The sequence below is a fragment of the Leptospira johnsonii genome (genome assembly GCF_003112675.1).
Classification (GTDB): domain Bacteria; phylum Spirochaetota; class Leptospiria; order Leptospirales; family Leptospiraceae; genus Leptospira_B; species Leptospira_B johnsonii.
On record NZ_BFAY01000011.1, the window covers coordinates 721,855 to 734,573 of the forward strand.

General features: G+C 40.9%; 13 protein-coding genes. 5 read left to right on the forward strand and 8 right to left on the reverse strand.

The features are described 5' to 3' along the window. The 3 genes from thrC (at position 1) to LPTSP_RS12315 (ending at position 3,311) form a co-directional block, all read left to right on the forward strand. Positions 1 to 1,353 (forward strand): threonine synthase, encoded by a 1,353-nt coding sequence (gene thrC, locus LPTSP_RS12305; RefSeq protein WP_108929026.1) that lies wholly within the window; start codon positions 1 to 3, stop codon positions 1,351 to 1,353. A gap of 99 nt (positions 1,354 to 1,452) precedes the next feature. Further along, positions 1,453 to 2,187, forward strand: coding sequence for a hypothetical protein (locus tag LPTSP_RS12310; protein ID WP_108929027.1), 735 nt, complete (start codon positions 1,453 to 1,455; stop codon positions 2,185 to 2,187). 38 nt (positions 2,188 to 2,225) lie between these two features. Then, positions 2,226 to 3,311: an LIC10486 family protein gene (locus LPTSP_RS12315; protein ID WP_108929028.1), complete on the forward strand. Its 1,086-nt coding sequence runs from the start codon at positions 2,226 to 2,228 to the stop codon at positions 3,309 to 3,311. Here LPTSP_RS12315 and LPTSP_RS12320 read toward each other — a convergent pair. From LPTSP_RS12320 to LPTSP_RS12340, 5 genes are all read right to left on the reverse strand, one after another. Next, entirely contained in the window at positions 3,304 to 3,690 is a 387-nt protein-coding gene (locus LPTSP_RS12320; RefSeq protein WP_108929029.1) for a VOC family protein, read from the reverse strand. The two genes, LPTSP_RS12315 and LPTSP_RS12320, sit on opposite strands and share 8 nt — an antisense overlap. 35 nt (positions 3,691 to 3,725) lie before the next feature. Further along, entirely contained in the window at positions 3,726 to 4,259 is a 534-nt protein-coding gene (locus LPTSP_RS12325; RefSeq protein WP_108929030.1) for an SRPBCC family protein, read from the reverse strand. Positions 4,260 to 4,312: 53 nt separating this feature from the next. Further along, positions 4,313 to 4,717: a helix-turn-helix domain-containing protein gene (locus tag LPTSP_RS12330; RefSeq protein WP_108929031.1), complete on the reverse strand. Its 405-nt coding sequence runs from the start codon at positions 4,715 to 4,717 to the stop codon at positions 4,313 to 4,315. Continuing rightward, on the reverse strand, positions 4,717 to 7,305 hold the full coding sequence (gene leuS / locus LPTSP_RS12335; protein ID WP_108929032.1) for a leucine--tRNA ligase: 2,589 nt from the start codon (positions 7,303 to 7,305) through the stop codon (positions 4,717 to 4,719). Before leuS ends, LPTSP_RS12330 begins: the two co-directional genes overlap by 1 nt. Before the next feature lie 283 nt (positions 7,306 to 7,588). Next, positions 7,589 to 7,777 (reverse strand): PIN domain-containing protein, encoded by a 189-nt coding sequence (locus LPTSP_RS12340; protein WP_033271995.1) that lies wholly within the window; start codon positions 7,775 to 7,777, stop codon positions 7,589 to 7,591. 302 nt (positions 7,778 to 8,079) lie between these two features. Between LPTSP_RS12340 and LPTSP_RS12345 the strand changes: the two genes are divergently transcribed. Both LPTSP_RS12345 and LPTSP_RS12350 read left to right on the forward strand, forming a co-directional pair. Beyond that, a complete protein-coding gene (locus LPTSP_RS12345; RefSeq protein ID WP_108929033.1) occupies positions 8,080 to 8,799 on the forward strand; it encodes an ABC transporter ATP-binding protein in 720 nt (239 codons plus the stop codon). Continuing rightward, positions 8,796 to 11,336 carry an ABC transporter permease gene (locus LPTSP_RS12350; protein WP_108929034.1) on the forward strand — a complete coding sequence of 847 codons (2,541 nt, stop codon included), beginning with the start codon at positions 8,796 to 8,798 and terminating at the stop codon, positions 11,334 to 11,336. The genes LPTSP_RS12345 and LPTSP_RS12350 overlap by 4 nt, the downstream gene beginning before the upstream one ends. Before the next feature lies 1 nt (position 11,337). Here the strand turns inward: LPTSP_RS12350 and LPTSP_RS12355 are convergent, their stop codons facing one another. From LPTSP_RS12355 to LPTSP_RS12365, 3 genes are read right to left on the reverse strand one after another with little or no spacing between them, the layout of a single operon-like run. Continuing rightward, positions 11,338 to 11,604 carry a hypothetical protein gene (locus LPTSP_RS12355; protein ID WP_167396460.1) on the reverse strand — a complete coding sequence of 89 codons (267 nt, stop codon included), beginning with the start codon at positions 11,602 to 11,604 and terminating at the stop codon, positions 11,338 to 11,340. Between the two features lie 39 nt (positions 11,605 to 11,643). Then, positions 11,644 to 12,159 (reverse strand): DUF2721 domain-containing protein, encoded by a 516-nt coding sequence (locus LPTSP_RS12360; protein ID WP_108929036.1) that lies wholly within the window; start codon positions 12,157 to 12,159, stop codon positions 11,644 to 11,646. Between the two features lie 5 nt (positions 12,160 to 12,164). Continuing rightward, entirely contained in the window at positions 12,165 to 12,719 is a 555-nt protein-coding gene (locus LPTSP_RS12365; RefSeq protein WP_108929037.1) for a YqgE/AlgH family protein, read from the reverse strand.

A 12,719-nucleotide genomic window follows, 5' to 3' on the forward strand; every position in this document is an offset into this window, starting at 1 on the left:
ATGAGCCTTACCTTCACCAAGTTGAAAGCGGAATTCCGCTGTATCAACGATTCTTGCGGAGCAACTTACGATCTAAATGATATCGTATATGAATGTCGTAAATGCGGAAGCCTTCTCCAAGTTTCCCACGATATGGGAGCTCTCAAAGAAAAATCAGGTAAGGAATGGAAGGACCTATTCGATTCCAGATTAGGCTCGGTAAAATTTCCGAACAGCTCAGGTATCTGGAATAAAAGAGAATGGGTTCTTCCTCATGTGGATGACTCTGAGATCATAAGTTCAGGAGAAGGTCTTTCTCATCTATTCAATTCCGAGAGACTTACAAAACATTTCGGCCTTGGCGGTCTTTGGATCAAACAATGTGGGATCTCCCACACAGGTTCATTTAAGGATCTGGGTATGACCGTTCTTCTCTCCCAAGTAAAACATATGTTGAACAAGGGAGTTAAGATCAGAGCGGTAGCTTGCGCAAGTTCAGGAGATACTTCTGCGGCCCTAGCTTCTTACGCTGCCAAAGCCGGCATCCCTGCGATCATTTTTCTTCCTGCAGGAAAAGTTTCCCAAGCACAACTGATCCAACCTGTTTCTAACGGTGCAAAAGTAATCGCACTCGAAACAGACTTTGACGGTTGTATGAAGATCGTTAAAGAAGTTACAAAAGAAGCCGGGATTTATCTTGCAAACTCGATGAACAGTCTTCGCATCGAAGGTCAAAAAACGATCGCACCTGAGATCGTCCAGCAATTGGAATGGAAAGTCCCCGATTGGGTAATCATCCCCGGAGGAAATTTAGGGAACGTTTCCGCACTCGGAGCAGGTTTCGAGATGGCAAAAGAATTGGGACTGATTGACAAACTTCCTAGGATCGTTCTGGCCCAAGCGGAAAATGCGAATCCACTCTACCTTTCGTATCTGAAAAATTTTGAGGAATTCAACCCTGTAGACGCGAAGCCTACCCTTGCTTCTGCAATCCAAATAGGAAATCCGGTCTCCGTCCAAAAAGCGATTCGTACATTAAAAAAATTCAATGGGATCGTAGAGCAAGCAAGCGAAGCGGAACTTTCGGAAGCTTCTGCCAAGACAGATCTATTCGGATTGTACAATGACCCTCATACCGGAGTGGCACTTGCCGCTTTATACAAGCTTATGGGCAAAGGTACCATTTCCAAAGGTGATCAGGTGGTCGTAATCTCCACAGCCCACGGGCTAAAATTCACCGAATTTAAACTTAAGTTCCATGAAGGGAAAATCCCAGGAACCGACCCGAAATTGGTTAACGTTATTCGATCCTGCAAGCCGGAAGTGGGGGCTGTCATGGACGAAATCAGCGGTTTCCTACACTTGAAAGATTAAAATTTCTCATTTTCGACTCGAAATTCCTGTTCTTTTTTCCTGGTCGTTTTTCGTTTTTTTCTCGTAAGCGTGCCGGGGTCCATATAATCGAGAATCCAAATGTACGAGGGAATCGAGGAACTTCCCCAAGAATTCCTCTTCGAGGTCGAGACGGCCGTAAAAAAAGAAGAGCCGATTTCTATCATTACCTACGTCCTGAGTACTCGGGGCGAAAATAAGCTCAAACATATCATCCAAACCGTCCTTTCCAAATACAAAAGAGAGGATCTGACCGAACTTATATTTACCTCGGCAAAAGAACTGATCGTAAACGCGACCAAAGCAGCAATTAAGCGGGTTTTATTCAAGGAACTAGGACTGAATATCGATGATCCTTCCCAGTACGATTTGGGGATGGAGTCTTTTAAGGAAAATCTAGTTAGTAGAAAGTTTCCCTATTATCGTAGGAAAATGAAAGAGCATGGTCTATTTGTAAAAGTTACTCTGAGCTTCAGTTCGGACCGGATCATTCTATTCGTACAAAATAATTTCACTCTAGCAGTCCGAGAAGAGAAACGGATCCGAGAGAAGTTCGTTCACTCTAAAGAATTTGACAATCTATTCGAGTACTATATGAAATACGGTGATACCACAGAAGGTGCAGGTATGGGTATCACAATGGTTGAAATCTTGGTAGCTCAAAGCGGCTATGACCGACATTTGTTTACGATCTATAGTCGCCAATCTGAGAATAAAACTGTTGCAAGAGTCGAAATCCCCTTGGATCAGAATTATGTGCCCAGAAGACAAAGATACCAAAAATGGTTACAAGAAAAGGCTAGCGGCCTAACATGACCTAAAGTTCTCCTTACGACGGTTAGGTCTTTAGAAATATGGAACAGAATCCTCAGACAAGTAAACTCCAAGAACAGGCAAACCAAATGAACCTTGCCTTGGAATCCGTTCATACCGAAGAACAAGCAATAGAACTTATCCAAGGAAAAATCAAAGACGCCTATCTTTTAAAATTAAGGATCGATGTTGAGAACAAGGCAGGCGTAGTTTTAGGATTATTATCCAGATATAAAAACGAATTTCTGGAATTGTATTCCTTATTCTCCAATTCTTCCATGATCCGAAAGATCAGGACATTCGAAGATTTCGGTCAAATCTCGCACGACATCGCAGAAGCTGCTAGACAAGAAGCTCCAGATCCAGGTTTGTCCGACCAGGTAGGAAGAATTCTTCATACTAAATTAACAAAACAAATATTAGAACAATATTATCCAATGTGGGATCGCAATGATACTGCGGCTCTGGTCAACATGCTCGAGAACCAGATCAAAAGTAGTATGAAGATCAATATGATCCGTGTTCAGGCGGATGTAGAATATGTATCCAGTTTGAAATGTAGAGGCAAAAGTTTTTTTACAGGTATCATCCAATCCATTCCTAAACCTCCCGAAGAATCTGCAGACGGAGCTGCCCCTGTGGAAAATTTAGATCCGGAAAAAGCTGCAGTAATGCGTCAGATCGAAACCATTCGAAAAAGTTTCGGAAGAGTGGTTCAAGCAAAGACGATCCTTTCTCCAGTAAACGGAATTGATTTCGACGATCTGAACGAAGGTGACAAGATCTTATTACAACTTCCTTCTGTTTCTCCTGAAGAGAAGGCATTAGCCAAAACTCTGGGAGCTATGGACAAGGATGGGAACGTAAAACCTGTGGTAGGATCTTTCGTAGCGATCGCTTCCGGCAAAAACGAATATCATATATTTGCAAAAGGTCCTGCGGGAGTTCTCTTACAAGCATTCGAAGAACGACCTGTTCGTTTAGCGAGACCTAAAACCGCGGCGAATGCTCCTCGTCCTGCCGGAATGGGCGCAAAACAATCCGAAGGTAGCAATACTCTTAACTATGTAATCTTGGTGGGAGTCGTACTGTTAGTTGGATTGCTTGCGTTTATTCTTCTCAAATAAATTGCGCGATTTGGATCAAATTCCCACAAGTATCGTTCAATACCGCTAGTTTTACTGGTCCCATCGGTGTTGGCTTCATTGTGAACTCTACTCCTAGTTTATTGAGCCTTTCGTATTCCTTATCCACATCGTCTACACCGAAAGAAGTCCAAGGAATTCCTGCATCCTTTAGAGCTTTTTGGAACGGTTTAGCCGGCGCAAAACCCATTGGCTCCAATAATAATTCTACTCCATCTCTTTGCTCCGGAGAAACAAGAGTTAACCATCTTCCTTCTCCCATTGGAATATCTGTTTTCTTTTCGAATCCCAAAACTTGTGTGTAAAATTTAAGAGCCTTTTCTTGGTCGTCTACCATCACGCTCATTACAGTTAATTTCATATTTCTCTCTTTAGCAGAAATTATTCTAGATATTTTTACTTTTCTAATATAGCTTTCAAACGAACCATATTATCTTTCATATCCTTTCCCAGATCGCCGCAGATGATCGGGATCATTAGATTCATCGGATAAACCATCTTACCATTAAATCTATTAATGAGTTTGGTTTTATTTTCAGAAATAGTTTCCAGTTTAGTAAAAGCAGAATCCTTGGAGGCAAAGGGCCATTCAAATCTGATCTGCACTTCCAGATATTCGCCTTCTATTTTTTTCGTGATCTCTTGTTCTCCGATCCCCACATTCTCGTTCTTACTTTTCCAAGAATGGATAAAACCGACTTCTCCATCCAAACCTTTGGAAGAGAACTCAGTTTCAGGATCTAACAGAAACCACTTAGCGTAATTAGTTTGGTTATTTAGAATTTTAATATAATCGAAAACTACCTGTTTCGGTTTTTCGATCACGATCTCTTCTTGTATTTGAAAATCTTTTGAGGCAAAAGCCGCTACAATAAGTAATACGGAAATAAGTCCAACGAGAGAGAAAATTGTAATTTTAAAAGCCTTCATTCTGCATATCTTAAGGATATATCGGAAATAAGGTCAATTTTTATGGAGAAGGTTTACTTCTCGAAAATTGCTTTTTTATATTTGGATTGAAAGGAAGAAGGACTCAAACCGGTGAATTTTTTGAATAATCCGGCAAAAGAACTAGGACTTTCAAAACCTACTCCAACACAAACTTCTGAAACAGAGTTATCTTGCAAAAGTAATTCTTTTGCATTCCTCAATCGTACAGAGATTAAATATTGGTGAGGTGTCACTCCATAACAGGATTTAAACAATCGGATATAATGGAACTTAGAGAGAAATGTTTTTCCTACAACGGAATCCAGATCTAATTTAATATGAAAGTTCTGATCCATAAATTGTTTGGATCGGATTATCCTGTTGATGATCTCTTTTCTAGGATATAATTTTCGATCTAATCTTTGAACTTCCTGATTGTAAAAAAGTTCTGATCCCATTATCCGACTACTAGGTTTACCAATTTTCCAGGAACATAGATCTCTTTTCGGATCTGTTTTCCATCCAAGAAAACCTGCACCTTGTCCAAAGATTTTGCGATTTGGATCGCTTCTTCTCCTGCGATCTCTTTTGCTGCCTTGAATTCCGCTCTTAACTTTCCGTTTACCTGGACTACGATCATTATCTCGTCGTCAGTGAGGTATTTCTCCTCATAACCTGGAAAACTTTGGTAGGTTAAAGAATCAGACTTTCCTGCTAAGGACCAAAGTTCTTCCGCCAAGTGAGGAGCAAATGGAGCGATCAATACTATGAAAGGTTCCAGGATCTTACGAGATCTACGAGAGCTTGGAGTTAACTCGTTCACAAAGATCATCAACTGAGAGATAGCAGTGTTGAATGAGAAATTATTGATATCATCGTCCACTTTCTTGATGGTTCTATGAAGTACCTTTAATTCGTCCTCGTTCGGTTCGATATCTTCCAAACGGAAAGATTCTTCTGCACCCGAATGATATAATCTCCAGACACGATTCAAGAAACGGAAAACACCTTCTACACCCCTGGTGCTCCAAGGTTTTACCATTTCGAATGGTCCCATGAACATTTCAAAAAGACGTAAACTATCCGCTCCGAAATTCGTAACCACCTCGTCCGGATTGATCACGTTTCCTAATGACTTGGACATTTTTCTTTTGTCTTCGCCCAAGATCAGACCTTGGTGAACCAATTTTTTGAAAGGTTCAGGAGTGGTTACATAACCTAGATCGAATAATACCTTATGCCAAAAGCGAGAATAGAGTAAGTGAAGGACCGCATGTTCCGCCCCGCCAACGTATAGATCCACCGGCATCCAAGCTTTTTCCAAATTTGGATCAACAAACTTGTCCGGATTTTCGGGATCAATATAACGTAGATAATACCAACAAGAACCTGCCCATTGTGGCATCGTATTTGTTTCTCTGGTCCCGATCTCGCCTGTTTCAGGATCTTTGTATTTCAACCAGTCTCCTGCTAACGCAAGCGGGGATTCTCCGGTCCCGGAGGGTTTAAACTCAGATAAATTAGGAAGTTCTAATGGAAGTTCCGACTCAGGGATCGGCTTTGTGACCCCGGAAGGATAATGAACCAAAGGAATAGGCTCTCCCCAGTATCTTTGGCGAGCGAACAACCAGTCTCTAAGTTTGAATTGGGTCTTTCTTCTGCCGATTCCTTTCTTCTCCGCCCAATCAGAAATTTTAGAGAACGCTTCTTTATATTTCAGACCATTAATAGAAACTTCGGAAGAAGAAGAATTGATACAAACTGATTCTTTAGAATCGAAAGCTCCTTGAGAAAGATCTCCTTCAATCACAGGTAGGATATCCAACCCGAAAGCTTTTGCAAACTCATAGTCTCTTTGGTCATGAGCTGGCACCGCCATGATTGCGCCTGTTCCGTAACCATATAGAACGTAATCACCAATCCACACTGGGATTTTTTTAGAAGGATCCGCTGGATGGACAACATAAGCACCAGTGAACACACCGGACTTCTCTTTGGAAAGTTCCGTTCTATCCAGATCACTCTTTAAAGCGGAAATCTTTTTGTACTCCTGCACCTTCTCCCATTGTTCTTTGGAAGTAATTGAATCCACTAAAGGATGTTCCGGAGCAAGCACCATATAACTTACCCCAAATACTGTATCAGGACGAGTTGTATACACTTTGATCCCGTTTTGCGGAGAAGAAGGATCAAAAGGAAATATAAGTTCCAAACCTTCACTCTTTCCGATCCAGTTCTTCTGCATTTCAAGAGTAGAACCTGGCCAAGTTACTAAAGATAAATCCTCTAACAATCTTTCAGCGTATGCAGTGATACGCATCATGTACTGTCTCATCGGTTTGCGAACTACTTCGTAACCTTTTCCGACCCATTCTTCTACTTCTTCGTTAGCGAGAACTGTTCCGAGGCCTGGGCACCAGTTTACTGGGATCTCAGCCTGATATACTAAGCGAAATCCTGAGAGAATGGTTTCTTTCTTTTCATTAGAAAATTCTTTCCATTCTTTTGCGGAGAAGGTTTCAAGGTCCTCAAATCCTTCTGAGCCCTTGGATTCGAGCTTTTGGACCAATTCTGAGATTGGTTTTGCTTTAGAAGCCTTGAAATCATACCAGGAATCGTATAATTTCAAGAAGATCCATTGGGTAAATTTGTAGTATTTCGGGTCTGTGGTGGAAATCTCCCTATCCCAATCATAAGAAAGACCGATCAATTTGATCTGTCTTCTGAAATTGTCCACATTCTGCTTTGTAGTGATCGCAGGATGGATGCCAGTCTGCATTGCGTATCTTTCTGCAGGAAGACCGAACGCATCCCAACCCATTGGATGCAAGACTTCAAAACCCTTCATTCTCTTGTAACGAGAAATAATGTCTGTAGCGGTATAACCTTCAGGGTGACCGACGTGCAATCCCGCACCTGAGGGATAAGGGAACATATCTAAACAATAGAACTTTGGTTTAGAAGAGCGCAGATCCGTTCGAAAGGAAGAATTCTTTTCCCAATAATCTTGCCATTTTGATTCAATTTTCCGAAACGGATAGTCCATACCGTGAAGTTTTTTCCTCCGGCCTAGAATCCAATTCTTTTTTGTGATAGTGGAAGGTGATTATAGTGGTGAAAAGTCTAGAATTAGAAAGGTTTCCTTCCTTTTAGGAAGAAAAAAGTCATTAGAAATTGTTACTAGAAGAAGTGTTTTTAAATTCTAGGGAACCTATGAGTTGAATTCGGGTCCGAAATGAAGAAAGCCGGAGGGAAACCGGCTTTCTCTGGGAGTGAAATTCTAAGCTCATGCTTAGAAAACGGACAGAAATTTTGGATGAGAATCTGACTTATTTACGTACTGAGTCAATAACCTTGATAAGTCGACGAAATGTTTGGTTCAAACAATCTCGACATAGGTCATACTGAAAGAGATTCGGTGTTTCTTTACCGCATCCTTTGCATGTATATTGCTTACTTTGCGCTTGTGTAAGTTCCGCTTCTTCTTCGTTCAAATCCGTCACTGCTAATAATTGCATTTTGCTCCCAGAAAATTCCACTGAATGTCTTTTTATTTACGGAGTGTAAATAAGTCCGAAGATTGATAAGTACTTTCGGAACTTCTCTCCGTACGTCGAGAGTTACTTTATAAAATCGGCTCACTCTAGAGTCAAAAAAAATTAGGTTGGAAGTTTGTGAAAATGACTGCAATTTTTTTTAAAAAAATTCTGAGCGCGGTTTTATTTGGAATAGATTTTCAAGTGCGGTTTTTTTCAGGTAAAAATAAATTTCCTATCAAGTGCCGAGTTTAGGTCAGTCAAAACAAAAGGAAGGTGATCATTTGTTATCTATATCAGGCTTAAACAAGTCTTACACGGTTGCAGACCAAACATTTAACGTATTAAAAGATGTTTCATTCCAGGTAAAGTCCGGAGAATTCGTTGCTGTGATCGGCCCTTCCGGTTCAGGTAAGTCCACACTACTCGCAGTTTCAGCAGGATTAGATAAAGCTGATTCAGGAACAGTACTTTTGGACGGAATATCTCTCTTTGAAAAGTCCGAAGACGAATTAGCGAAGATCAGAGGAGAACGAATTGGCTTTGTATTTCAAAATTTTCAACTCATCAAGACGTTAAACGCTTTAGAAAACGTTTCTCTTCCTCTTGCTTTGACAACAAACCTTTCGGAAAAAGTGATACATGAAAAAGCTATGTATTGGTTGGAGAAGGTCGGCATCGCCCACAGAGCACATAACTTCCCAAGCCAACTTTCAGGTGGAGAAGAACAAAGAGTGGCGATCGCTCGTTCTTTTATACATGAACCTAAACTTCTTTTTGCAGACGAACCTACTGCAAACTTAGATAAGAAGAATGGTGAGAATATCATGTCTCTTCTAAAACAACTCAACAGGGATCGTAAATCCACTTTGTTAGTTGTTACACATGATCCTAAGGTAGCATCGATGGCGGATAGGATCTTAGAAATGAGAGATGGAGTGATCTTAAACGGAGCAAAGCCCAATACTGGCGTTAAGAAGACCGTATCCAGGAAGAAAAAATGAATATTAGATTCTTTCTAAGGGTAATGTTCCGGGAGATTTTCTCTAAAAAGACTTCTTCCTTACAGATCATTCTAGCAATCACTATTGGAACCGGTGCTGTTCTTGCTGTTCATTCCTATAGGGATCAATTTACGACTTCTATCATCAAAGAGGCCAAAAACATCATGGGTTCGGATCTGGTGGTTACCAGTCCTTCTCCTTTAACTTCTGAACAAACAGCGTTTCTTTCCAAGGAATTGCCAAAAGGAAGCAAATTATCCCAATTAGTGCAGTTCCCTTCTATGCTTCGAAACCCGAATTCTCAAGATTCCAGCTTATCTTTGATCAAGGCAATCGAAGGAGATTATCCTTATTTTGGAGAGTTAGAAACGGAACCAAAAGGTCTTTTTCGCAAATTAAAACCGGGAGAAATACTCTTAGAAAGCGGGCTGATCAAAAATCTAAAACTTAAGATCGGTTCCAAGGTTCAATTGGGAGAAAGTAACTTCATTTTAAGGGGAAGTATCTTAAAAGAACCTGGAATGGCGGGAAATTTTCTCTCGATGGCTCCAAGCTCGATCATTCGAAAAGGATCTTTGGCAGAAACAGGGTTAGAACAAAGAGGTTCTAGGATCAGTTACCAGGTGCCTATCCTTCTTCCTAACGGAACGGATGCAAACGTATTCAAAAAAAGTAAATTTTCCGAATTTGCTAAGAACGATCTGATCTTATACGAGAGCACAGAAGCGAATTCAGGGTCCCAAAAATTCCTTACAAACACATTGGATTTCTTTTCCTTATTGGCATTATGTGCATTCTTTTTGGGAGGGATCTCCATTCTTCTCACAAGCAGAGCAGTTGTTAGAGCAAAATCGAATACATTTGCCGTTTATAAATGTTTAGGAGCAGGACCGAACCTTGTTTTAGGTCTTGTACTTTCTGAACTTCTAATATTGTCCACGATTGGGGCGTTTTTAGGATTTTTATTCGGAAGCTTTTTACAAACGCAGATCCCGAATATGGCGGATAAGGAATTCCTTTTCGAACCTAAACTCATCCCGGATTTAAAAGCATTTTTCTGGGCATTCGTATTGGCTTGGGTAGTTCCATTAGTTTCTACTTGGGAAAGTCTTTCCACAACTCGAAATTTAAGTCCGATCTACGCTCTTAAATCTGACTTTGCAAATGAACTTTCTTCTGTTCCTAAGCTGAAATTAAAACAATCGGTCTCATTTATCGCAGTATTCGGATTATTCTTCCTGCTAGCTTGGTGGGAAACTGGAGATTGGATCAAAGGGTTGATCCTTTGCGCTACATTACTGTTCTTACCTGTGGTTGTGTATCTTGGAATTTTAGGAATTCGTTTTGCGATCAGATTTCTATTACAAAGATCCGAATTCTCCGCAAGTGTAAGAATGGCATTACGAAAACTAGATAGACCTAGAACGGGACTTTCTTGGGTTTCTGTTGGACTCGGCTCTTCCGTTTTCGTTCTATTGCTCAGTATATTTTTAAGCGATAGCTTATTGGAATACAGTGGAGCGAAGGACAAGGAAAGAAGACCGAATATGTTCGTGTTGGATATACGACCGGAACAACTGGAAAGTTTCCAGCAAACCGCAGAGAAGTATAAGGTAGAAAAACTCTTAACTGCGCCCGTAATCGGAGCAAGACTCACCCACGTGAACGGTGAACTTGTTAAAAAAGAAGATATGGAACTTTCCGCTCTCAGAAGAGATTGGAGATCCACTGCAAGGACCAGAGAATACTTCCTATCTTATAGAGAGAATTTATATCCTACCGAAAAAGTCACAGACGGAGACTTTTGGAGAAAGGGAGAAGAGGATCAAATCTCCGTCGAAAAGGAATTTTCTAAAAACTTAAAAGTGGATTTAGGAGATAAACTTTCTTTCTCCATAGGCGGGGTAGAAGTCACCGGGACCATCCGAAATTTCAGGACGGTCAACTGGTCGGACATGAGACCGAACTTCGTGGTCCTATTTTCTAAAGGGATCTTGGAAAAGGCTCCTAAGTTTTACCTAAGCTCGTTTTTACTGGAATCTTCCGACTCCAGATATTCTCTCCAAAAAGAATTATCGAATGAATTTCCGAATCTTACTATCGTAGATACCGAGAAGGCAGTTCAATCCTTTGTCGGGATCTTAGAAAAGATGTCCTTTGCGATCCGTTGGATGACGGGGCTGATCGTTTTATCTTCTCTGTTATTGATCCTTTCTTCTTTGGAATTGAGTAGAAAGGAAAGATTAGAAGAGACTTCTCTTCTCAGGATCATCGGTGGGACAAAGACCTTCTTACGAAAATATTTTTTGGCGGAGTCTTTGCTCTTAGCCAATATATCTTTCATGCTTGCGTTCTTTCTAGTTTGGGGAGTTTCTTCTTATATGTCGGAGATCATATTCGAGATACAAGCCAGCGTTCCTTGGTTAGAGATAGGTATCTTTTATATTTCTCTGAACTTTGCAGTTGTTGGAATGTATTTCGCTGCCTTAAGGAACGAATGGAGAAGAAGCCCTACTCTGTATCTAAAGGAAGTTTAAATTATTTCGCGCGAGTCATGCGTGCAAGAAGATCTTCCGGCTTAGGATCCAATCTCACGGAACAGACCTTATAATTGGAAGCGGTCGGACAGGCCGCAGTTCCTGTGATCTTACATCCTTTATTTTCACAACGTTTCCTTGTGTCAAAGGAATCGGATCCGGAAAATCTGCAATAATCTCTGCAAGCGTCGGAACTATTTACAGAGCAAAGATAACAACCGTCTGCAGATACGCTTTGGGCAAATCCTAAAGACGCAAAAAAGAACATGATAGAAAGTGAATATAGTACCTTTTTCAAATGAAACTCCTATCTAGCTTTGGAGGAAGGATCGTCCACCTTCTTCTCCATTTTATCTTCCAGAAATTCCGCAAATTCTATCTGGCCTTGGATAAAGGCCAAATTATAACGGCTTTCGTACAGTAAAAGACTGCTCGCGATAAACAAGAAAATCCCACCTACCAAAGCGAGTCCTGTAGCCACCCAAGACGCAGAACTCGACATCGCCACTATGATCCCCAGACTTAGGCTGGAAGAAACAAAAAACAAAGTAGCAGTATAAAGTGCAGCCATGGATCTTTGGATCAGATTTGCTCTTTTCTTTTGGACCTTTAATTGTCTTCTGAGATACGCAAGTCTCTCTTCAGGAAAGGAAAGTCTTCCGTCTACGACACCTTCTATCTCGGTTTTAAGTAGATTAACGCGATCGAATATTCTACCCAAACGATTCGCAGTAGAAAAGATTAAACTAGCGCTGGCCGAAATCAAAACGGCCGGAGCGATCATGCCGGCTAAAATTTCCATTCCGTCCAAAGAAGAGATCATAATTGCTAGTTCAACATTGGGTCTTTTGTATGTTCCACGAAATACTTATACAATCCACCTTTACTCTTTAAGGCTTCTTGCCAGGTCGCTTCGGGATCTTCCGTAAAGATCCACTCAGCATTCGGATCGTGAACCACCCAAGATTTGCGCTCCATCTCTCCTTCTAATTGAGAAGCTCCCCAACCGGAATATCCTTGGTACACATTAAACTTGGTTTTATCAGGATGTTCTAATAATTCCACCAAAGCTTCAAAACTTCTGGCGAGAAAAACTCCAGGAATAACTTCGATCCCAGGTTGTTTTAATTTAGGATTATCATGAAGAATAGAGACAAACGTAGGATCAACTGGACCTCCAGAGTAGATCGGATAAGAACCGTCTATTCCTTCCGGAATTCCTTGGATCACATCGCTCAACGCTACATCCATCTTTTTGTTCAATACAAGGCCGAATGCGCCTGATTGATCGTGCTCCACCATGAGGATCACTGTTCGATTGAAATAATCCGTTACGATTGATGAATTAGAGATTAATACTTTTCCGCTGAATCCGTTTTCCAT

Excerpts from the sequence above, each read along its gene's own strand:
- thrC (WP_108929026.1), top strand. The coding sequence starts at position 1 with ATGAGCCTTACCTTCACCAAGTTGAAAGCGGAATTCCGCTGTATCAAC.
- LPTSP_RS12310 (WP_108929027.1), top strand. The coding sequence starts at position 1,453 with ATGTACGAGGGAATCGAGGAACTTCCCCAAGAATTCCTCTTCGAGGTC.
- LPTSP_RS12315 (WP_108929028.1), top strand. The coding sequence starts at position 2,226 with ATGGAACAGAATCCTCAGACAAGTAAACTCCAAGAACAGGCAAACCAA.
- LPTSP_RS12320 (WP_108929029.1), bottom strand. The coding sequence starts at position 3,690 with ATGAAATTAACTGTAATGAGCGTGATGGTAGACGACCAAGAAAAGGCT.
- LPTSP_RS12325 (WP_108929030.1), bottom strand. The coding sequence starts at position 4,259 with ATGAAGGCTTTTAAAATTACAATTTTCTCTCTCGTTGGACTTATTTCC.
- LPTSP_RS12330 (WP_108929031.1), bottom strand. The coding sequence starts at position 4,717 with ATGGGATCAGAACTTTTTTACAATCAGGAAGTTCAAAGATTAGATCGA.
- leuS (WP_108929032.1), bottom strand. The coding sequence starts at position 7,305 with ATGGACTATCCGTTTCGGAAAATTGAATCAAAATGGCAAGATTATTGG.
- LPTSP_RS12340 (WP_033271995.1), bottom strand. The coding sequence starts at position 7,777 with ATGCAATTATTAGCAGTGACGGATTTGAACGAAGAAGAAGCGGAACTT.
- LPTSP_RS12350 (WP_108929034.1), top strand. The coding sequence starts at position 8,796 with ATGAATATTAGATTCTTTCTAAGGGTAATGTTCCGGGAGATTTTCTCT.
- LPTSP_RS12355 (WP_167396460.1), bottom strand. The coding sequence starts at position 11,604 with ATGTTCTTTTTTGCGTCTTTAGGATTTGCCCAAAGCGTATCTGCAGAC.
- LPTSP_RS12360 (WP_108929036.1), bottom strand. The coding sequence starts at position 12,159 with ATGATCTCTTCTTTGGACGGAATGGAAATTTTAGCCGGCATGATCGCT.
- LPTSP_RS12365 (WP_108929037.1), bottom strand. The coding sequence starts at position 12,719 with ATGGAAAACGGATTCAGCGGAAAAGTATTAATCTCTAATTCATCAATC.